Genomic DNA, 19939 nt, shown 5'->3' with positions numbered 1-19939 from the left:
GCCTGCATCGCGAGCAAGCTTTGCTCCCACAGACTCCCATGGCTCCCCCAGTACCTCCATGGCCCCACAGGACTCCGTTGGCTCCCACAGGTTTTTTTGCGTGCGCTGGCGCTCATAATGGCCGGCGCGGTTTTGAGGGGAGATGAAGATTTGTTAACTGGACGATGGGTTGGGCTTGTGATGCTGGCTGGTGTGTTATCCGGTTGTGGCAGCGGCGACAGCCTGGAACGTTTCGACGGTCCGACCATGGGCAGTCATTATTCCATTCAGTACGTCAGGCATACCGCCGGGCCCGATCCGAAAACGGTGCAGGCCGAGGTGGAAAACATCCTTGCCGAAGTGGATCGGCAATTCTCGACCTATCGCAGTGACTCGAACATTGAGCGTTTCAATGCGTTGCCGGCCAACAGCTGTCAGCCCATGCCTGGCCCGGTCCTGGAATTGATTCGGGTGGGCGAGCAGTTGTCGGCCCAAAGCGATGGCTCCTTTGACCTGACGGTGGAGCCGCTGCTGAACCTGTGGGGCTTCGGTCCCCAGTCCCGAGCCGAGAAAGTACCGACTGCAGAAGCTCTGACCCTGGTGCGCCAGCGCGTCGGGCATGGTCATCTGCGTATCGACGACGACCGGTTGTGCAAGGATGCCGCAGTGGAGGTCGACTTCAACAGTATTGCCGCGGGTTACGCCGTTGATCGGATCGCCGCCCGGCTCCAGGCCCTGGGCATCGACAGTTACCTGGCCGAAGCCACCGGCGAACTCAAGGCCGTCGGGCGCAAACCCGATGGTTCGGCCTGGCGCATTGCCCTGGAGGAGCCACGGGATGACCGGCAAGTGGCCGAGCGTGTCATCGAGGTCAATGGCTACGGGGTTTCGACGTCCGGTGATTACCGTCGTTATTTCGAGCAGGACGGCGTGCGTTATTCCCACGCCTTCGATGCGCGCACCGGTGCGCCGGTCCTACACAACCTGGCGTCAGTCACGGTGATTCATCCTTCGGCGTTGATGGCCGATGGACTGTCGACGCTGTTGCTGATTCTCGGGCCTGAACGGGGTTGGGACTATGCCCAGAAACAGGGCATCGGGGTATTTTTCGTGTTGCGCGATGGCAATCGTTTTGTCTCCCGTACCAACGATGCGTTTGAACGGATCAGTGGTGGAAAAACCCAATGATGATAGCGCTCTGAAAGGTTACCTGTGGCGAAATAGCGCAGGCAAAACTAGCCTACGACGCGACCAAGGGGTAATGTGCGCGGCGTTGACGCTTCTATAGACTGTGGCCGGGCTCGTGAACCGGCCCCAAATTGTTCCTTCATGCCGCAGGCCGGCATGATTTAGCCGTTGGTGCCAAGTGAGGCGCCACGGCCTGTTCTGAGGAGTACGCATGGCTGTCTACAACTACGACGTGGTGGTACTGGGTTCCGGCCCGGCGGGTGAAGGCGCGGCAATGAACGCGGCCAAGGCAGGGCGCAAGGTGGCGATGGTCGACAGCCGTCGGCAGGTCGGCGGCAACTGCACCCACTTGGGTACCATCCCGTCCAAGGCCTTGCGTCACTCGGTCCGGCAGATCATGCAGTTCAACACCAACCCGATGTTCCGGGCCATCGGCGAGCCGCGCTGGTTCTCCTTCCCGGACGTGCTCAAGAGCGCCGAGAAGGTCATCTCCAAGCAAGTGGCCTCGCGCACCGGCTACTACGCCCGCAACCGTGTGGACGTGTTCTTCGGTACGGGCAGCTTTGCCGACGAGCAGACGGTCGAAGTGGTCTGCGGCAATGGCGTGGTCGAGAAGCTGGTGGCCAAGCACATCATCATCGCCACCGGTTCGCGCCCGTATCGCCCGGCCGACATCGATTTCAACCATGCGCGCATCTACGATAGCGACACCATCCTGAGCCTGGGTCACACCCCGCGTAAGCTCATCGTCTACGGCGCTGGGGTGATCGGTTGCGAATACGCCTCGATCTTCAGCGGCCTGGGTGTGCTGGTGGAACTGGTGGACAACCGCGGCCAGTTGCTGAGCTTCCTGGACTCGGAAATCTCCCAGGCCCTGAGCTATCACTTCAGCAACAACAACATCACCGTGCGCCACAACGAAGACTACGACCGCGTCGAAGGTGTCGACAATGGCGTGATCCTGCACCTCAAATCCGGCAAGAAGATCAAGGCCGACGCCTTGCTCTGGTGCAACGGCCGTACCGGCAACACTGACACCCTGGGCCTGGAAAACATCGGCGTGAAGGTCAACAGCCGCGGCCAGATCGAAGTCGACGAGAACTACCGCACCTGCGTGCCGAACATCTACGGTGCCGGTGACGTGATCGGCTGGCCGAGCCTGGCCAGTGCCGCCCACGACCAGGGCCGTTCGGCCGCCGGCAGCATTGTCGACAACGGCAGCTGGCGCTTCGTCAACGACGTGCCGACCGGTATCTACACCATTCCGGAGATCAGCTCGATCGGCAAGAACGAGCAGGAGCTGACCCAGGCCAAGGTGCCGTACGAAGTGGGCAAGGCCTTCTTCAAGAGCATGGCGCGGGCGCAGATCGCCGGCGAGCCGCAAGGCATGCTGAAGATCCTGTTCCACCGCGAGACCCTGGAAGTGCTGGGCGTGCACTGCTTCGGCTACCAGGCGTCGGAGATCGTGCACATCGGCCAGGCGATCATGAACCAGCCGGGCGAACTGAACACGTTGAAGTACTTCGTCAACACCACGTTCAACTACCCGACCATGGCCGAAGCCTATCGGGTAGCCGCCTACGACGGCCTCAACCGGCTTTTTTGAGCGGCTCCGGCCGGTGGCCTGAGCCGGCCGGGGAGACCGATTTCAGCAGTTCTCGAGCGTGGCAGTGGCCAAACCGGGAAAGTCTGTAATCAGGCTGTCAGCGCCAAAGTCGGCGAGCCTGCGCATCAGCGCGGGCTCGTTGACGGTCCACACCGACACATGCAACCCCTGGCGCTGGGCCTTGACCAGGCGTTCCGGCGTGCACAGGGTCCAGTTCAGCGCCAGAATCTCGCAGCCGTAACTCTGGGCGACCTTCAACGGGTCGAGCCAGGCGTATTCGGCCACCAGTCCGCGGGAGATGTCCGGGGTCAGGTCCAGGGCCGCCTTGAGCACTTCCCGGGAACTGGACGTGATGGTGATCTTGTCCAGCAGCCCGAAACGCTGGGCCATTTCACGGATGCCCAGCACCGTGGCCGCGGCGCGGGTGCGCGAGGCGCTCTTGACCTCCAGTTGCCAATGCTCGAAGTCACACTTCTCGAACAGCTCCTCCAGGCGTGGGATCGGGCACGGCTTGATCCAACCCGGGCCACCCTTGCGCGCATCGTAGGTCACCAGCTCGGCGGCGGAATGTTCCACCACCTTGCCGCGACGGTCCGTGGTGCGCTTGAGGGTCGGATCGTGGATCACCATCAACTCGCCATCCATCGAAAGATGCAGGTCCAGCTCGCAACGGCGTACGCCGTGCTTGAGGCACTCCTGAAAACCGGTCAGGGTGTTTTCCGGTGCTTCGCCCTTGGCGCCGCGGTGGCCATAAATGAGGGTCACGGTTCTTCCTTATTGATACCTGATTCGTTCAGTTCCCGGGCCAGGCGCCGTTCTTGCGCCTGTTTCTGCAGGATGTAGCGGGCCAGCAACTGGCGCTGGGCGTCGGTCGGGCGTTCGAACTCGGTGCCCACGTCGTAGCCGTCGCCCTTGGGGTCGCAGTGGGTCACCCGCGCCCGCAGCAACAAGCCGAGGGCCTGGGGCATCAGCACCAGCTTGATCGACAAGTGGGTGCCGACGGCGATCGGCGTGGGGTATTGGAAGTCGATGCCGCCTTCGGAAATGATCACCGGCTGCGGTTCGCCGATTTCGCCGAGCACCGTCAGGGCAATGACCTGGCTGAGCAGGTCGATGCGTTTGTTCATCGCCTTGAGGTACGCCGCGATACTGCGTTCGCGCTCACTGATCTGGCGCAACAGGTGCTGTGACTCGAATTCGCTCAGGTGCAGTTCGCTGAGCAGATTGAACAATGGAGAAGCATCCTGCAACACTTCCTGGCCAGCAGCTTCAGGAATGGACAGGGGCCGAATTTCCAGTGCGATCGTGTCCTCGATACGGTAGTATTCGCGGCGATCTTCTTCATCTAATGTCGACATGGCGAACCCATGGTAGCGGCGGTGGTCTGAGTGTAAAGCTGGTTTGTGACCCCCGCCACAAGGACGTTCCTTTTCCCTCCGAACAAGCCCCGACATGTTCAGACCTCTCTTCGTATTTATCGGCACGCGTTATACCCGTGCAAAGCGTCGCAATCATTTCGTATCGTTCATTTCCCTGACGTCCATCATCGGACTGGCCCTTGGTGTGGTCGTGATGATCGTCGTGCTCTCGGTGATGAACGGCTTCGACCATGAGATGCGCACCCGTGTGCTGGGCATGGTGCCCCACGCGACCCTCGAAACCGGCGAAGCCATCAGCGATTGGCCGAGCCTGGCCGCCAAGGTCAAGCAGAACCCGCAGGTGCTGGCCGTGGCGCCATTCATCCAGATGCAGGGGTTGCTGACCAACGACGGCAAGGTGTCCAAGGTGCTGCTCAATGGCATCGACCCCGGGCTCGAGCGGCAGGTATCGATCATCGATAACTTCATGCAGCAGGGCAAACTCGACGACTTGGCGCCCGGCAGCTTCGGCATCGTTATCGGCGACAAGGCCGCGGCCAAGCTCGGCGTTGCCATCGGCGACAAGCTGACCTTCGTCGCCCCGGAGGTCACCGTGACCCCGGGCGGCATGTTCCCTCGCATGAAACGCTTTACCGTGGTCGGCATTTTCCATGTCGGCGCTGGCGAGCTGGACGGCTACCTGGGTGTCACCAACCTCCAGGACCTGGCTCGCCTGCACCGCTGGAAACCGGATCAGGTCCAGGGCCTGCGCCTGAAGTTCGACGACCTGTTCCAGGCCCCGCGTGTGGCCTGGACCATCGCCCAGCAGCTCGGCGAAGACCGTTACTACGCCCGGGACTGGACCCGCACCCACGGCAACCTGTACCAGGCGATCCGCATGGAAAAAGCCATGATCGGCCTGCTGCTGTTACTGATCGTCGCCGTGGCGGCGTTCAACATCATTTCCACGCTGGTGATGGTGGTGAACGACAAGAAGGGCGACATCGCTATCCTGCGCACCCTCGGTGCCACGCCGGGGCAGATCATGCGGATCTTCATGGTCCAGGGCACGGTCATTGGCGTGATCGGCACGTTCGTGGGGGCCTTGGTCGGGATGTTCGCCGCACTGAATGTCAGTGCCGCGATCGCCGCCCTCGAAGGCCTGATCGGGCACAAGTTTCTCAACGCCGACGTGTACTTCATCGACTACCTGCCATCGCAGTTGCAGGCCGATGACGTGTTGATGGTCTGCGGCGCTGCGTTGGTCCTGAGTTTCCTCGCCACCCTGTATCCTGCCTGGCGTGCCGCGCGCACCCAGCCTGCGGAGGCGTTACGTTATGAGTGAGTCGGGCATGAGTGAAAAAGCAATCTTGAGCTGCCGCAACCTGGGCAAATCCTACGAGGAAGGCCCGGAGTCGGTGGTGGTGTTGTCGGGCCTGCAACTGGAATTGCACCCTGGCGAGCGCGTGGCGATTGTCGGCACCTCCGGGTCGGGCAAGAGCACCTTGCTCAACCTGCTGGGTGGCCTGGATACGCCGACCGCCGGCAGTGTCTGGCTGGCCGGCGAAGAACTGTCGGCACTGAACGAAAAGGCCCGTGGCCTGCTGCGTAACCGTTCCCTGGGCTTCGTCTACCAGTTCCACCATTTGCTGCCCGAGTTCACCGCGCTGGAAAACGTCTGCATGCCGCTGTTGATCGGTCGCACGGCGATTCCTGAAGCCCGTCAGCGCGCCACGGCATTGCTGGAGCGGGTAGGGCTGGGCCATCGCCTGGAACACAAGCCGGCCGAACTGTCCGGTGGCGAACGCCAGCGCGTAGCGATTGCCCGGGCCCTGGTCAACAAGCCTGGCCTGGTGATGCTCGATGAGCCGACCGGCAACCTTGATTCCCACACCGCCCAAGGTATCCAGGACTTGATGCTGGAGCTCAGCACTTCGATGCGCACGGCGTTCCTGGTGGTGACTCACGACATGAACCTGGCCCGGCAGATGGACCGCGTCCTGCATTTGCAGGAAGGTTGCCTGACGCCCATCTGACCGACAGAAACCCGGCACTTGAAACCCGTGCCGGGTCTTTTATTTTTATACGGTGCCCCGCGAATGTTCAGACCGTTATCGATCTTTATCGGCACGCGCTATACCCGCGCCAAGCGCCGCAATCGCTTTGTTTCGTTCATCTCCATGACCTCGATGATCGGCCTCGCCCTGGGTGTGCTGGCGATGATCGTGGTGTTGTCGGTGATGAACGGCTTCCAGCGCGAAATGAGCTCGCGCATCCTCGGCATGGTGCCCCACGCCACCATCGTCGGCGTCAACCCGATCGATGACTGGCAGCCGGTGGCCGCCGCGGCGCTGAAGAATCCCGAAGTCACCGCTGCGGTGCCGTTTACTGAGATGGAAGGCATGCTGAGCCATAAAGGTTCGATGCAGCCGATCCAGATCAGCGGCATCGATCCGGCCCAGGAAGGCAAGGTGTCCATCGTTGCCCAGCATATCGTCCAGGGGCGCCTCGACGCCTTGAAACCGGGCGAGTTTGGCGTGGTCATCGGCGAAATCACTGCCCGGCGTTTCCGTTTGAATGTCGGTGACAAACTGACGTTGATCGTGCCGGAAGTCAGCACCGCGCCGGGCGGCATCACCCCGCGGATGCAGCGCTTGAACGTCGTGGGTGTGTTCAAGGTCGGTGCCGAGCTGGACGGCTCCATGGCCCTGATCCACTTGGCCGACGCCGCGCAGATGCAGCATTGGCAGCCGAACCAGGTGCAAAGCGTGCGCCTGGCGGTGAAAGACTTGTACGCGGCGCCGAAGGTCTCCGGTGACATCGCCACCGGTCTTGGCGCGGATTACAAGGCTGACGACTGGACCCATACCCAGGGCAGCCTGTTCAGCGCCATGAAAATGGAAAAAACCATGATTGGCTTGCTGTTGCTGATGATCGTCGCGGTGGCGGCGTTCAACATCATCGCCACGCTGATCATGGTGGTGAACGACAAGGGCGCGGACATCGCGATCCTGCGCACCATCGGCGCCACGCCAAGGCAGATCATGGCGATCTTCATGGTTCAGGGAACGGTGATCGGTGTCGTCGGCACGCTCATTGGCGGCGTGCTGGGGGTGATCGCGGCGTTGAACGTCAGTGCGCTGGTGGGCTGGCTGGAACGGGTCAGCGGCCAGCACATCTTCAGTTCCGATGTGTACTTCGTCAGCAACCTGCCGTCGGAGCTGCAGCGTGGCGACGTGGTGCTGATCTGCTCGGCCGGGTTCATCCTGAGCTTCCTCGCCACCGTGTACCCGGCGTGGCGTGCGGCGAAGATCGAGCCGGCGCAGGCGTTGCGGTATTCCTGATACGGCACAGACCTCTGTGGCAGAGGGGGCTTGCTGAAGACTGCTTGTGGCGAGGGGATTTAGCGAAATGTCTGTGGGAGCAAGGCTTGCCCGCGATGCAGACGACGCGGTCTGCGGGAAAACAAGGCGCCTGTATCGCGGGCAAGCCTTGCTCCCACAGATAAGTCTCTTCGTCACAGGGATTTGCGTCGGGCTTAATTAGCCTTCGGCAATTCGATCAGGAACCGCGTCCAGCCATCGGCCGACTCGCAACGAATCTGCCCGCCATGGGCGCGGATGATCGAGCGGGTGATGGCCAGTCCAAGCCCCGCGTGTTCGCTGCTGCCTTCCTGGCGGGCCGGGTCGGCGCGGTAGAAACGGTCGAACAGGCGCGGCAGCAAGTCCGCTGGAATCCCTTCGCCACTGTTTTCCACACTTACGCTCACCCCTTGAGCCCCATCGACCATTCGCACCCGAACTTCGCCGCCAATGGGGGTGAAGCGCAGGGCGTTGTCCAGCAGGTTGGAAAGGGCCCGGCGCAACATGTTGCGGTCACCCTCGATACGGCTTTCGCCCTCGCGGCTCAGGCGCACATTGGCGTCTTCGGCCAGGGGGGCGAAAAAATCCAGCAGCACGTCCACTTCCTCGGCCAATTGCAGCGGTTCGCGATTGAGCGCCAGCAGGCCATGGTCGGCCTTGGCCAGGTACAGCATGTCGTTGACCAGTTGCGCCATCCATTGCAGTTCTTCAAGGTTACTGTGCAACGCCTCGCGGTAATCCTCCAGGGAGCGTTCGCGGGTGAGGGTGACCTGGGTGTGGGTCAGCAGGTTCGACAGCGGCGTGCGCAACTCATGGGCGATGTCGGCAGAGAACGCCGAGAGCCGCTGAAAGGCATCGTCGAGGCGTCCGAGCATGGCGTTGATGCTGTGGGCCAATTCCGCCAATTCCGCAGGCATTTGTTCTTCAGGCAGCCGGGCATTGAGGGAACGAGCCGAGACGTTGCCGGCGATGGCGCCCATGCGTCGCAACGGCCGCAAGGCCCGCCGGGCGGCCCAGGCCCCCAGTAGCGCGGTGGCCAGGGCCGAGAGACCGACGGTCAGCCAGATCAGCCGTTGCATCCGTTGCAGGAAGTGCTGGTGATGGGTGATGTCCAGCAACAGGGTCAACTGCGGCGAATCGGCTCGGCCTGGGTACAGCGGCGCATTCAACACTCGGTAGTCGTTGTCGGCATCGCTGAGGGTCGACAGGCCAGGACGCTCCGGCAATTGAGGCGGAATCCGGATCGAACTGTCGTACCAACGCACGCCGTCGCTGCCCTTGATGCGCAACGCCAGGTCGGCCTGACGGCTCAGTTCATCTTCCAGTCGGCGCTGGGTCTGCTCGGCGTCGAGGTCTTGCAGGGCTCGGCGCAGGCCGATCAGCTTGCCTTCGAGCAGTTGCTGGTCCAGTTCGATGAAATGCGCTTCGCTGCCACGGCTGAACAAGACCCCGGCGAACAAGGACACTACCGCGGTGCAGGCGGCGAACAGCAGCGCCAGGCGGCTGCTCAGCGACCACCGGCCCCTCACAGGCTGTGCTCTTCAAGCACGTAGCCCATACCCCGCACGGTGTGGATGAGCTTATTGGGGAACTCATCGTCGATCTTGATGCGCAATCGCCGGATGGCGACTTCAATGACGTTGGTGTCGCTGTCGAAGTTCATGTCCCAGACCTGGGAGGCGATCAGCGACTTGGGCAGCACTTCACCCTGGCGGCGCAAGAGCATTTCCAGCAAGGCGAACTCCTTGGCGGTGAGGTCGATGCGCCGACCGCTGCGTTCGACACGGCGGCGGATCAGGTCCAGGCGCAAGTCGGCCAGTTGCAGACTGGTTTCCTGGTGCGTCGAACTGCCTCGGCGCAACAGGCTGCGCACCCGCGCCAGCAACTCGGAAAAGGCAAAGGGCTTGACCAGATAATCATCGGCGCCCAGCTCCAGACCGTGGACCCGATCCTGTACCGCGTCCCGCGCGGTGAGGAACAGCACCGGAGTATCCAGCCCGGCCCCGCGGACGGCTTGCAGGATCTGCCAGCCATCACGACCGGGCAACATCACGTCGAGGATCAGCAAGGCGTATTCACCGCTCAAGGCCAGTTGCTGGCCGGTGACGCCGTCGGCCACCAGGTCGGCGTTGAACCCGGCTTCGCCCAGGCCTTGGCGCAAGTATTGGCCGGTTTTGGTTTGGTCTTCGACGATCAGCAGTTTCATGGGCGGCTCAAGGCAGGTTGGGACGAGGGCGTTATACCGTGGCAGGCGGGCTCGTGGCACAACCTGACAAAGTTGTAATCGAGCTGTCAGCCGACTGGCAGGCCTGCAACGATAGAGTTTCCCACACGTTGAATCTGATTGGAGTATGGACATGTTGATGGGGAACCGCCTGATCCTGGCTGCTTGCGCGCTGGCTTTCAGTGCGCCGTTGTGGGCGTCGCCGGGCCATTTCGATTTTGGTCAGCCAGCGCTGGCGGCCAAGGCCAGTCGTAGCATTGAGGTGGTAATGGGGGACATGACGTTCGCTCCCGGAGCCCTTGATATCAAGGCCGGCGAGACGGTTCGGTTCGTGCTGATCAACAAGGGCCGGTTGCTCCACGAATTCAACCTGGGCAACGCGGCCATGCACGCCGACCATCAACAGGAAATGCTCAAGATGCAGCAGAGCGGCCAGTTGCTGCCAACCGCGATGAAGCCGGGTATGGATCATGCCGCCATGGGCCACGACCAGGCGAGCATGCGCCACGATGATCCCAACAGCGTGTTGGTGGAGCCGGGCAAGACCGCCGAGCTGACCTGGACCTTCAGCCAGGCCACGCGCCTGGAGTTTGCCTGCAATATTCCCGGCCACTACCAGGCCGGGATGAAGGGCGACCTGACAGTCAGTCAGTAAGCACTCAAAGGCTGCGGCAAAGGCTGGTAGAATCCGCTGATTATTCAGTCAGGTTTCCGTCATGCATCCCGCAGCCGAACATTCGCCGCTGGGCAAATCCAGCGAATACATCGCCACGTACACGCCGTCACTGCTGTTCCCGATCCCGCGCACCGCGAAATGGGCGGAACTGGGCCTGACGGCCGAGACCCTGCCATACAAGGGTGTGGATTTCTGGAACTGTTTCGAGCTGTCGTGGCTGTTGCCCTCCGGCAAGCCGGTGGTGGCCATCGGTGAATTCGCGATCCCGGCGGATTCGCCGAACATCATCGAATCCAAATCCTTCAAGCTGTACCTCAACTCCTTGAACCAGACCCCGTTCGCCGATACCGCGAGTTTGGAAGCTACCCTGCGCCAGGACCTGTCGGCGGCGGCCGGCAAGACGGTGGGTGTGCGGATCCGCAGCCTCAAGGACGTGGAGCGTGAAGGCATCGTGGCATTGCCCGGTACCTGCATCGACGACCTGGACATCAGCGTCGACTCCTACGCGCATCCGCGCCCAGAGCTGCTGCGCTGCGATGCTTCGCGCATCGTCGAGCAAAGCCTGCACAGCCACTTGCTCAAGTCCAATTGCCCGGTGACCAGCCAGCCAGACTGGGGCAGCGTGGCGGTGGAATATCGTGGCGCGGCCTTGGACCCGGCCAGCCTGCTGGCCTACATCGTCAGCTTCCGTCAGCATTCGGATTTCCATGAACAATGCGTGGAGCGGATCTTTCTTGACCTGCAGCGGTTGCTCAAACCGGAAAAGTTGACGGTGTATGCGCGGTATGTGCGCCGTGGTGGGCTGGACATCAACCCGTATCGCAGTACCGAAGATGTTCAACTGCCGAACCAGCGCCTGGTCCGCCAGTAATAACCTCTGTGGGAGCGGGTACTTGTGGGAGCGAGCTTGCTCGCGATGAGGGCAGCACATCCAACATTGAGGTTGGCTGACACACTGCTATCGCGAGCAAGCCCGCTCCCACAGGGGATTGCATTGCAGGTCACGTGAAACTAAAAAGCCCCGCTAGCAATAGCAGGGCTTTTTGCATTCGAAGGGTTCAGATCCCCATGTTGCCCAAGGCCAACACGATGTTGCGCAAGGTCCCGGCCAGCGTCGGGTGTTCCACCTCGAAACGTTCGACAGCCAGGTTCACATTGTCGGCGAGGTTGTTGTCCGGTGTTTTGGTTTCCAGCGCGAGCTCAAATTCGATCTTTTGCATCAGCGCGTGCAGGTCCTCGCGCTCGCCTTCGGTAAGCGGTGGATTCTGTTCCAATTGCTCGCGCAGTGTATTGAGCTGTTCTTGCAATTCGCGGGCAGGCATTGGCGTACTCCCTTTATTGATAGGCACACCATGGACCGCGACGCTGCGTCAAAAGTCCATGGCCTGTCTTAAGAGTAATCCACACTCACGTGCCCTGCATGATCCCGGTCAGGGCTTCTCGCCTTTAATGCGACGCAGGCAGATATCAGCCAGGCAAGTGTCGAGTTCGCCCAGGTGATCGATCACTGAATGCACCCCCAGGCCGAACAACTGCACAGTGGCCTTGGCGCGTTTGTTTTCCCGCTCTTGTTGGCTCAATGCCTGCCACTCGGCGGGCGCCAGGCCACACAAAGAGCCGCAGGAAGCTAGTCCGATCGTCCACAACCCTGCGTTGAGTCCTGACTGCAACAACCGTGGTTCGCCGCTGACCAACACGCAGCCGTCCAACTGTTGGACGTTCAGCGCCATCAGCGCTTGCCAGCAGGCATGCGGCGCCGGCCATGGATAATTTGTTGCAGGAAGTTGCGGCGCTTTGATGGACGTGGGCAATGAGGCCGCCAGGCTATGGCTGATGGCAGGAGGCAACTCGTCGAGCCAGGCGCAGGGGATATTCAGGTGTTGCAAGCGGTGCAGGCTTTCCAGGGCGCCGGGTGTCGGGTGGGCGTGATCCGCTGGCGCTGCCCCTGGCTGGCGAATGCGTGCGCCGAAATCCACCAGGCATCCGCTGAGGCCAAACAGTACGGCGGTCAGGCTGGGGGCGGGGAGGGGCAGGGCTTCGGCGCGGGGCATGGGAACGTCCTTGAAATAACCAGCAGCCTAATGGGCTGCGATGACAGTCCGGTGACAGTGAGATGAAGGGGGGCAGTCGCGGAAAAGTCCTACGGCCTGCGTGTTTTTCGGTGCTGCCTATCCACGCGTTCCGTCTTATACTAGCCAGCTTACCGCCTGGGCTCGGCGCCCTTGCCTGAATAATCCAAGGAGTTTTCCCCTATGCGCTGGAGCCATCGTCTAGCTCAGCTGTGTCTTTCCGCTTGTGTCCTGCTGGTTCCGTTCGCCACCCAGGCCGCGACGGAAGAAGATCCTTGGGAAAGCATCAACCGTCCAATCTTCACCTTCAACGACACCCTCGATACCTATGCGCTCAAGCCACTGGCCCAGGGTTATCAATACGTGACGCCGCAGTTCCTCGAGGACGGCATCCACAATATGTTCCGTAACATCGGCGACGTCGGCAACCTGGCCAACAACGTGCTGCAGGCCAAGCCGGCCGCCGCCGGGGTCGACACCGCCCGGTTGATCTTCAACACCACCTTCGGCCTGCTGGGCTTCTTTGACGTGGGCACCCAGATGGGCCTGCAGCGCAGCGATGAAGATTTCGGCCAGACCCTGGGTTACTGGGGCCTGGGCAGTGGTCCGTATGTGATGCTGCCGCTGCTGGGGCCAAGCACCCTGCGTGACGCGCCGGCCAAGCTGGTCGATGACTACACGGCGCCGTACCGTTATATCGATAACGTCTCGGTGCGTAACTCCATTCGCGGCCTGAATGTCGTCGACACCCGCGCCAGCCTGCTGTCGGCCGAGAAGATGGTGAGCGGCGACAAATACGTTTTCATTCGCAATGCCTACCTGCAAAACCGCGAATTCAAGGTCAAGGATGGCCAGGTCGAAGACGATTTTTAATCTCGACCTGTAAAACACAGAAGGCGGCCAAAAGGCCGCCTTCTGTGTTTTGAGGCCGTGCTTGAGCGGGTTTGATCCTTCCATTGAGTTACGCTTCGCTCGGTTCTTATAACTCTCTGTGCTTTGACAAATAAAGACGGCAAGCGGCTATCTGCATGAGCTTGAAACGCCCGGCGGATGGGAGTACCGTCTGCGCCTTAGAAGGGCACCTCTGATGTAACGGCGTGTAGGGCAAAGGCCTGAAACCGGTACGACAGAGAGGCTAGAAAGCGAATCCAGTAGTGCGTGCCAGGCCCGACCGCCCAGCCCGCTACGCCAACCTAATTCTGGCGCCGTTTGCCCACATGCCAAAAACCAGTGCCACGCTGCTGATAATCGATGATGACGAAGTGGTGCGAGCCAGTCTCGCAGCCTACTTGGAAGACAGTGGTTTCAGCGTCCTGCAGGCCAGCAATGGCCAACAGGGTCTTCAGGTATTCGAGCAAGACAAGCCCGACTTGGTCATCTGCGACCTGCGCATGCCGCAGATGGGCGGACTCGAACTCATTCGCCAGGTCACCGAGATTTCCTCGCAGACCCCGGTGATCGTGGTGTCGGGCGCGGGCGTGATGAACGATGCGGTCGAGGCATTGCGCCTGGGTGCGGCGGATTACCTGATCAAGCCCCTTGAAGACCTCGCGGTGCTCGAGCACTCGGTGCGCCGGGCCTTGGACCGTTCGCGCCTGTTGGTGGAAAACCAGCGCTACCGCGAGAAGCTGGAAACCGCCAACCGCGAGCTGGAAGCCAGCCTGAACCTGTTGCAGGAAGATCAGAACGCCGGGCGCCAGGTGCAGATGAACATGCTGCCGGTCAGCCCCTGGACAGTCGACGATTTCCGTTTTGCCCACCAGATCATCCCGTCGTTGTACCTGTCGGGCGATTTCGTGGACTATTTCCGCGTTGATGAGCGGCGAGTGGCGTTCTACCTGGCGGACGTTTCCGGCCATGGTGCGTCCTCGGCCTTCGTGACGGTGCTGTTGAAGTTCATGACCACGCGGCTGTTGTTCGAATCCAAGCGCAACGGCACGCTGCCAGAGTTCAAGCCATCAGAAGTCCTTGGGCATATCAACCGAGGCCTGATCAGTTGTAAGCTGGGCAAACACGTCACAATGGTCGGTGGAGTCATCGACGAGGAGACTGGTTTGTTGACCTATAGCATCGGCGGTCACCTGCCGTTGCCTGTGTTGTATACGCCAGACAGTGTTCGTTATCTGGAAGGGCGTGGTTTGCCGGTGGGCCTGTTCAACGAGGCCACCTATGAAGATCACGTACTGGAATTGCCGCCGACCTTCAGCCTGACGCTGATGTCTGATGGCATTTTGGACCTTTTGACAGAACCTACACTCAAAGAGAAAGAAGCGGCCTTGCCTGAACGGGTGAGCGCAGCGGGCGGCAGCCTGGAAGGCTTGCGTCAAGTGTTTGGATTAGCCACGCTCGGGGAGATGCCGGATGATATCGCCCTGTTAGTGTTGAGCAGGAACCTTTGATGAGTACCGGTAGAATCCAGTTCGCCGAGCAGGACGGCACCTTCGTCCTGAAGTTTGTCGGTGAAGTGCGCCTGACCCTGTGTTCGGCGCTGGATGCGACTATTGAGCGGATCTTCACCGCGCTGAACTTCAGCGCCATCGTGATCGACCTGACCGAAACCCGCAGCATCGACAGCACCACGTTGGGCCTGTTGGCCAAACTGTCGATCCTGTCGCGGCAAAAGGTCGGCCTGCTGCCGACCGTCGTCACCACCCACAACGACATCACCCGTCTGCTGCAATCGATGGGCTTCGACCAGGTGTTCAACATCGTGGGCGACCCTGTGCCGTGTCCGGAGTGCCTGGACGACCTGCCTGACCAGGACCAGTCCGAAGAGGAAGTGCGGATCAAGGTGCTTGAAGCCCACAAGATTCTCATGGGGCTCAACGATTCCAATCGTGAAGCCTTTCATGATCTGGTGAATGCGTTGGAGCGACCTTGAGCCTTGGGCTTTGTGTAGGCTGCACTGGCCTCATCGCGAGCAAGCTCGCTCCCACAGGTTTTGTGGCGTTCTCATAATCGAGCCTAACCGACATCCCTCTGTGGGAGCGACCTTGCTCGCGATAGCGTCTGTCGAGCCGCCACACTCTTAAGCCAAACCGCATAAAAAAGGGCGAACCCAACCAGGTTCGCCCTTTTTGCATGCCGGCTGAATCAGCTCAAAGCTTGGCTTGCAGCAACGCCTCCAGCTTCTCCTGGTCCCGGGCAAACTGACGAATGCCTTCGGCCAGTTTCTCGGTCGCCATGGCGTCCTCGTTGGACAACCAGCGGAACTGCGCTTCGTTGAGGATCAAGCGCGCCTCCCCAGCTTGCCCTGGCGCCAGCTTGCGCTCCAGCTTGCCTTCGTCGGCGGCGAGTTTTTCCAGCAGGTCCGGGCTGACGGTCAAGCGGTCGCAGCCGGCCAGTTGCTCGATCTGGTTAAGGTTGCGGAAGCTCGCGCCCATGACCACGGTCTTGTAGTCATTGGCCTTGTAGTAGTTGTAGATGCGCGTTACCGACTGCACGCCCGGATCATCCGCGCCGGTGTAGTCGTTGCCATTGGCTTTCTTGTACCAGTCGTAGATACGGCCCACGAACGGCGAAATCAGGAACACCCCGGCATCGGCGCAGGCGGCGGCCTGGGCGAAGGAGAACAGCAGCGTCAGGTTGCACTGGATGCCTTCACGCTCCAGTTGCTCGGCAGCACGAATGCCTTCCCAGGTGGAGGCGATCTTGATCAACACGCGATCTCGGCCAATGCCGGCCTTTTCGTACAGATCGATCAGACGATGCGCACGCTTCAGCATGGCCTCGGTGTCGAACGACAGGCGCGCATCCACTTCAGTGGAAATACGCCCTGGGATCACTTTCAGAATCTCTTGCCCGACCGCCACGGCAAAACGGTCGCTGGCCAGGCCCACATCGCCCTTGCAGTCCGCCACGCAAGCGTTCAGTTGCTCGGCATAGCCATGAATGGCCGACGCCTTGAGCAGCAGGGAAGGGTTGGTGGTAGCGTCCACGGGTTTGACGCGGGCAATGGCCTCGAAGTCGCCGGTATCGGCCACGACGGTGGTGAATTTCTTGAGTTGTTCCAGCTTGGAAGTCATGAGCGTGCTCTGTCCTATGGGTCCGTTGACATTACCCGAGGGCCGGCAGCCACTCAAGGGCGTGAAGAGGTATCGACGGCCCCAGCGGCAACAACCTGAAAACGGCTGTTTGAAAGGCCGGGGCGGTATCGGTAGATACGATGCCAAAACCGCGTGCAGGTTCAAAGCAAGTGACGGTTAACGCCCTTCCAGCAGTTGCCCGGCCTGATCCAGCAACGCCAATGGATCCTTGGTTTTGTGAATGTCCACCGACAACAACTGCCGAAACCGCCGCGCTCCCGGGAACCCGGTGCCCAAGCCCAACACGTGACGGGTGATGTGATGCATCGCCCCGCCAGCGGCCAGGTGATCGGCGATATAAGGTCGCAACTGCGCCAGCGCCTCGGCCCGGGTGATGATCGGCGCGGTGCTGCCAAACAACTGCTGATCCACTTCAGCCAGCAGATAAGGATTGTGATAGGCCTCGCGCCCCAGCATCACGCCGTCGAACGTCTGCAGATGTTCGTGGCACGCCTCCAGCGTCTTGATTCCACCGTTGAGCACAATCTCCAACTCCGGAAAATCCGCTTTCAACCGCGCGGCCACGTCATAACGCAGCGGCGGGATGTCGCGATTCTCCTTCGGCGACAGCCCCTCCAGAATCGCAATCCGCGCATGCACGGTAAAACTCGTACAACCGGCCTCACGCACCGTCCCGACAAACTCACACAACTGCTCGTAACTGTCCCGCCCATTGATCCCGATGCGATGCTTGACCGTCACCGGAATCGACACCGCATCGCGCATGGCTTTCACGCAATCGGCCACTAACCCCGGATGGCCCATCAGGCACGCGCCGATCATATTGTTCTGCACCCGGTCGCTGGGGCAGCCGACGTTGAGGTTCACCTCGTCGTAGCCGTGCTCCTGGGCCATGCGGGCGCAGGCGGCCAGGTCGGCTGGGACGCTGCCGCCCAGTTGCAGGGCCAGGGGGTGTTCGGACTTGTGGTGGCGCAGGAAGCGTTCGTGGTCACCGTTGAGTAGGGCGCCAGTGGTGACCATTTCGGTGTAGAGCAGGGCGTGTTTGGAGAGGATGCGTAGGAAGAAGCGACAGTGGGCGTCGGTCCAATCCATCATCGGGGCGACGGAGAAGCGGCGGGAGGGTGATTGGGGGGCAGTTGTGAATAAGGACATTGGGGAATCTAAATGCGTAGGGCTGAGGCGGGGGAGTTTATCAGGAATGGGATCGGGTAAGACTGGCGGGCTAGATCGGGGAGAGAGTCGAATCTCCCAGGGCCAGAGATTCCCGGTTTTAATCGGGGACCTTGGGAGCGCTGGTTGCTATGTTGGGATTATAAGCCATTTCGCTGCGACGACCTCGACGAGTCTCGGCAAGCTGTACTGGTGCGAGACATGAAAAACCCAGGGCAAAAGATCGGCAACGATGTGTGGTGCCATTTGGCCAGACGAGGCCTGGGCGATCATCAAAACGATGCCCAAGGTGAAGAAGGGGATTTTCCCTTATAACGGAAGGTCAGTGTCGCCTGCCTCCACCCGAGCTTGTCCAATGTTGGGAGTGGAGAATCTTCTTTTCCATGATCTGCGCCATGAAGGCGTAAGCAGGCTGTTCGAAATGGACTGGGAATACCTAGGGTGTCGAATGTATCTGGCCATAGAGACTGGAACTCGCTCCGTCGGCTGGAGCGTTACGTGGAGGCTGGCTTTTTACCGATCGACAACAACCCGGCAGAGCGCGCAATGTAATAAAGCCGTTTGTGATCGGTCGCAAGGCTTGGCTGTTCAGCGACAAGCCCAAAGTCGCGACGGCAAGTGCCCAGGGTGGAAACTGCCAAGGTCAACGGCCAAGAGCCTTATACGAGGCTGCGCCACGTACTGGAGCGACTGCCGCATGCGCAGTCGGTAGCTGACTATGAAGCACTGTTGCCGTGGAACTGCCCACCGAAAATGCCACGGTAAACCGTTTACCATGCGTAATCTAGGTGGGGTTTACGGATCGGTTACGCTGAACGTTACCACCGTACGCATACGTCTCACTACATGGATCCGCCTTACTGGCAGACGGCAGGTTACGGCGTGGATCTTCCCTTTGAGAACTACGAGTGGATGGCCGACGTCATGGGGCGCTGCAAGGCCAGGGTGATGCTGCTTCGATCAACGTTTACATAGTTCGAAGATTATTTCTCAGTTTGAACTTTTCGTGTAGATCTAGGCAATTGCGCAACCGATTTTTGTGTGATGCAGGCATTGGCGAATTTCTCCGCTAGCGCGATAGACAATAAATCCACTTTTTTATAATAAAAATATGAGAGGGTAAAAGTGATGAGCAATGTTGAAGATAGCGTCAATGCAAGTGCTGTTAACGTCATGCCAAAGTGTTTTGTGAAAAATTGACCTGCGATTACCAGCACAAACGTATGAAGCAGGTAGACCGAAAATGACAGTTTTCCGAGCCATTTCATCGGGCGACTATCAAGTATTGAGTAGGTTGAGTCTGATGAAAGTATACTGATAACAATCAAGAAACCGCCCAGTGCAGGCGCTATTGCCAACCAAGATGGAGCGTAGTTAAAGTTCTGGGATATGAAATTCGTGAATGCCGTTATGGCGGTGTACGAGTCACTGGCTGAGTGAAAGCCTGCCAGGTACAGCCCAAAGATCAGGCCCGAAATGGAAAGCACCTTTCTCGCTCGCGTCGATTGCTGCGAAAACTCTACGGTTGTTAACAGCGCCCCTAGGAAGAAAAGTGAGGTGTACATCGCTAGCTTATTTGTTGACGCCGATAGGGCTAGAAATGTCACCACGCAGAAGATTCTAAAAATATTTTTGTTGGTTCCACACAAAGCGTAGCCGGCGAAAACGGCAATTGAGCCTATCAGTTCAATTTGTATTGTCCAAAGCACATAGTTGTATCTGCTGTCACCAAATAGCAAAGCCCCATATAACGCGTCTTTTATTGCAACCAACCAGTTGGGGGTGAAGCTATACGGTGCGGATAGAACCGGTAATGGTGAGATGTCGGGGGCTTCGTACACGCCCGCGAACATCAGCAGGCAGCCGATCAACACAGAGATTGCCACAGGGAAGCCGAGACGGATATATCGTTTCAGTGTGGATTTACGTATGGCTGATAAAACGTCGCTTTTTCTAGAGATGCTATAGGTGAGTACCAAGCCGCTCAAAATGAAGAACATGGAGACTGAAAAACCACCGCGATAGAAAAAAGAGAATGGGCTGTTGAATAGCTCAATTCCATCAAGCGGGCGGCCTTTCGTCCTTTCGCCCAGGTGAACGGCTGGCAGAAACCAAAATAATGTGTGCGAGAAAATGACGATTGTCGCTGCGATGCCGCGCAGGCCGTCGAGCTTCGACAAATTCATGGTAGGGGGAATGGCATTCATGCTTGATATGCCTGCTTGCAAACTTTGTTTCTCATGCGTGCTCTAGGTTCCTTT

At 59.8% G+C, this 19939-nt stretch carries 19 protein-coding genes and 3 pseudogenes; 13 read left to right on the top strand and 9 right to left on the bottom strand.

Annotated features, from left to right (window positions below; translation table 11 throughout):
• The first annotated feature begins 180 nt into the window (after nt 1–180).
• Nucleotides 181–1167 carry an FAD:protein FMN transferase gene (locus tag AB4N80_RS24815; protein ID WP_354336752.1) on the top strand — a complete coding sequence of 329 codons (987 nt, stop codon included), beginning with the start codon at nt 181–183 and terminating at the stop codon, nt 1165–1167.
• A gap of 211 nt (nt 1168–1378) precedes the next feature.
• Complete coding sequence (gene sthA, locus AB4N80_RS24810; RefSeq protein WP_003183399.1) at nt 1379–2773, top strand: Si-specific NAD(P)(+) transhydrogenase; 1395 nt, start codon at nt 1379–1381, stop codon at nt 2771–2773.
• A 42-nt stretch (nt 2774–2815) separates the two neighbouring features.
• Here sthA and AB4N80_RS24805 read toward each other — a convergent pair whose 3' ends face one another.
• On the bottom strand, nt 2816–3538 hold the full coding sequence (locus AB4N80_RS24805; protein WP_116831868.1) for a glycerophosphodiester phosphodiesterase: 723 nt from the start codon (nt 3536–3538) through the stop codon (nt 2816–2818).
• Complete coding sequence (locus tag AB4N80_RS24800) at nt 3535–4131, bottom strand: PilZ domain-containing protein (protein WP_053120743.1); 597 nt, start codon at nt 4129–4131, stop codon at nt 3535–3537. Before AB4N80_RS24800 ends, AB4N80_RS24805 begins: the two co-directional genes overlap by 4 nt.
• A gap of 94 nt (nt 4132–4225) precedes the next feature.
• Between AB4N80_RS24800 and AB4N80_RS24795 the strand changes: the two genes are divergently transcribed.
• From AB4N80_RS24795 to AB4N80_RS24785, 3 genes are all read left to right on the top strand, one after another.
• Complete coding sequence (locus AB4N80_RS24795; RefSeq protein ID WP_122567952.1) at nt 4226–5476, top strand: lipoprotein-releasing ABC transporter permease subunit; 1251 nt, start codon at nt 4226–4228, stop codon at nt 5474–5476.
• Between the two features lie 7 nt (nt 5477–5483).
• Nucleotides 5484–6167, top strand: a complete 684-nt coding sequence (gene lolD, locus AB4N80_RS24790; RefSeq protein WP_162843734.1) for a lipoprotein-releasing ABC transporter ATP-binding protein LolD — start codon at nt 5484–5486, stop codon at nt 6165–6167.
• A gap of 63 nt (nt 6168–6230) precedes the next feature.
• Complete coding sequence (locus AB4N80_RS24785) at nt 6231–7475, top strand: lipoprotein-releasing ABC transporter permease subunit (RefSeq protein WP_354336756.1); 1245 nt, start codon at nt 6231–6233, stop codon at nt 7473–7475.
• A gap of 194 nt (nt 7476–7669) precedes the next feature.
• Here the strand turns inward: AB4N80_RS24785 and AB4N80_RS24780 are convergent, their stop codons facing one another.
• Both AB4N80_RS24780 and AB4N80_RS24775 read right to left on the bottom strand, forming a co-directional pair.
• Nucleotides 7670–9022, bottom strand: a complete 1353-nt coding sequence (locus tag AB4N80_RS24780) for a heavy metal sensor histidine kinase (RefSeq protein ID WP_354336758.1) — start codon at nt 9020–9022, stop codon at nt 7670–7672.
• Nucleotides 9019–9699 (bottom strand): heavy metal response regulator transcription factor, encoded by a 681-nt coding sequence (locus tag AB4N80_RS24775; RefSeq protein WP_122567955.1) that lies wholly within the window; start codon nt 9697–9699, stop codon nt 9019–9021. Before AB4N80_RS24775 ends, AB4N80_RS24780 begins: the two co-directional genes overlap by 4 nt.
• 151 nt (nt 9700–9850) lie before the next feature.
• Here AB4N80_RS24775 and copI point away from each other — a divergent pair, with 151 nt between their 5' ends.
• A complete protein-coding gene (copI, locus tag AB4N80_RS24770; protein ID WP_122567956.1) occupies nt 9851–10372 on the top strand; it encodes a copper-resistant cuproprotein CopI in 522 nt (173 codons plus the stop codon).
• A gap of 61 nt (nt 10373–10433) precedes the next feature.
• Nucleotides 10434–11264, top strand: coding sequence for an NADPH-dependent 7-cyano-7-deazaguanine reductase QueF (gene queF, locus AB4N80_RS24765; protein WP_122567957.1), 831 nt, complete (start codon nt 10434–10436; stop codon nt 11262–11264).
• Between the two features lie 187 nt (nt 11265–11451).
• Here the strand turns inward: queF and AB4N80_RS24760 are convergent, their stop codons facing one another.
• Together AB4N80_RS24760 and AB4N80_RS24755 are read right to left on the bottom strand one after the other, a co-directional pair.
• The gene (locus AB4N80_RS24760; protein WP_122567958.1) at nt 11452–11715 is read right to left on the bottom strand and encodes a DUF4404 family protein; all 264 of its coding nucleotides are present in this window, start codon (nt 11713–11715) and stop codon (nt 11452–11454) included.
• Nucleotides 11716–11823: 108 nt separating this feature from the next.
• Nucleotides 11824–12444, bottom strand: a complete 621-nt coding sequence (locus AB4N80_RS24755) for an HAD family phosphatase (RefSeq protein ID WP_305470377.1) — start codon at nt 12442–12444, stop codon at nt 11824–11826.
• 201 nt (nt 12445–12645) lie between these two features.
• On the opposite strand from AB4N80_RS24755, the gene AB4N80_RS24750 reads away from it, so the two are divergent.
• The 3 genes from AB4N80_RS24750 (at nt 12646) to rssC (ending at nt 15343) form a co-directional block, all read left to right on the top strand.
• Complete coding sequence (locus tag AB4N80_RS24750) at nt 12646–13335, top strand: MlaA family lipoprotein (RefSeq protein WP_122567960.1); 690 nt, start codon at nt 12646–12648, stop codon at nt 13333–13335.
• A gap of 344 nt (nt 13336–13679) precedes the next feature.
• Nucleotides 13680–14861 carry a two-component system response regulator RssB gene (gene rssB, locus AB4N80_RS24745; protein WP_053120765.1) on the top strand — a complete coding sequence of 394 codons (1182 nt, stop codon included), beginning with the start codon at nt 13680–13682 and terminating at the stop codon, nt 14859–14861.
• Complete coding sequence (gene rssC, locus AB4N80_RS24740) at nt 14861–15343, top strand: anti-sigma factor antagonist RssC (RefSeq protein WP_025212773.1); 483 nt, start codon at nt 14861–14863, stop codon at nt 15341–15343. Before rssB ends, rssC begins: the two co-directional genes overlap by 1 nt.
• A gap of 217 nt (nt 15344–15560) precedes the next feature.
• Here the strand turns inward: rssC and tal are convergent, their stop codons facing one another.
• On the bottom strand, nt 15561–16487 hold the full coding sequence (gene tal, locus AB4N80_RS24735; protein ID WP_122567961.1) for a transaldolase: 927 nt from the start codon (nt 16485–16487) through the stop codon (nt 15561–15563).
• A gap of 177 nt (nt 16488–16664) precedes the next feature.
• Nucleotides 16665–17660 carry a tRNA dihydrouridine(20/20a) synthase DusA gene (gene dusA, locus AB4N80_RS24730; RefSeq protein WP_460079313.1) on the bottom strand — a complete coding sequence of 332 codons (996 nt, stop codon included), beginning with the start codon at nt 17658–17660 and terminating at the stop codon, nt 16665–16667.
• Between the two features lie 171 nt (nt 17661–17831).
• Here dusA and AB4N80_RS24725 point away from each other — a divergent pair.
• The 3 pseudogenes from AB4N80_RS24725 to AB4N80_RS24715 all read left to right on the top strand — a co-directional run.
• Nucleotides 17832–18164: pseudogene (locus tag AB4N80_RS24725) on the top strand (site-specific integrase); the annotation flags it as partial.
• Nucleotides 18150–18443 (top strand): annotated as a pseudogene (locus tag AB4N80_RS24720) (transposase domain-containing protein); the annotation flags it as partial. The pseudogenes AB4N80_RS24725 and AB4N80_RS24720, both read left to right, overlap by 15 nt.
• Before the next feature lie 45 nt (nt 18444–18488).
• Nucleotides 18489–18632: pseudogene (locus tag AB4N80_RS24715) on the top strand (DNA adenine methylase); the annotation flags it as partial.
• A 29-nt stretch (nt 18633–18661) separates the two neighbouring features.
• Here AB4N80_RS24715 and AB4N80_RS24710 read toward each other — a convergent pair.
• Nucleotides 18662–19885 (bottom strand): acyltransferase family protein, encoded by a 1224-nt coding sequence (locus AB4N80_RS24710; RefSeq protein WP_460079310.1) that lies wholly within the window; start codon nt 19883–19885, stop codon nt 18662–18664.
• Nucleotides 19886–19939 lie beyond the last annotated feature (54 nt).

The sequence above is a fragment of the Pseudomonas sp. H3_A02 genome (assembly GCF_054671965.1).
This window is presented reverse-complemented; position numbering and strand designations above follow the sequence as displayed.